This window comes from Pseudomonas sp. P5_B2 (genome assembly GCF_056400445.1).
In genome coordinates, this window is record NZ_JBFULH010001509.1 from 1 (window position 1) to 536 (window position 536).

General features: G+C 53.7%; 1 protein-coding gene. It reads right to left on the reverse strand.

All coding sequences use genetic code 11. The features are described from left to right. Nucleotides 1-536 (reverse strand): type 2 periplasmic-binding domain-containing protein (locus tag AC1DRJ_RS32110; RefSeq protein ID WP_477805627.1); only part of this gene is annotated, 536 nt, incomplete at both ends.

A 536-nucleotide genomic window follows, 5' to 3' on the forward strand; every position in this document is an offset into this window, starting at 1 on the left:
GTGCGTAACCTGATCAGTTCGAGCAGGTCGGCGGTAACACCTCGAAAATTACCTTCATCGTCGAAAAACGTCAGCGGTGCAAACGCCTCATTGACCACCACGCGAACCACCGGATGTTGCGCCAGCCAACGCTCTTCGCGTCCGGCAAGTTGTAGTTTGTGATCGGTGAGCAGGATGTCACTGCCTGCACTCCAGCGTTTGGCGATGTTTTCTCGCTCGCTGGTGGGAGTGGCGCTCAGTATCGCGTTGATGATCCCGAGAAGTTCCGGGTTGTTCTGATGCACGGCAAAGCTGAACCCGTGGACTTCATGTTTACCGAAGTTGGCCATCCGGACGTTGTTCAGGTAACCCTTGTTGATCAGGTAATGGGTGGAAATGGTGTCACCGAGAAAGACATCAGCCTGGTCGAACGCGACAGCGTTGATCGCATTCTGGTAGGACGGGAAGGTTGAAATAATTGCCTTTGGATACAGGGTTTTGACTTCTTCCATCGGCAGATAGTGGTACACCATGCTCAACCGTAACCCGGCAAGGCC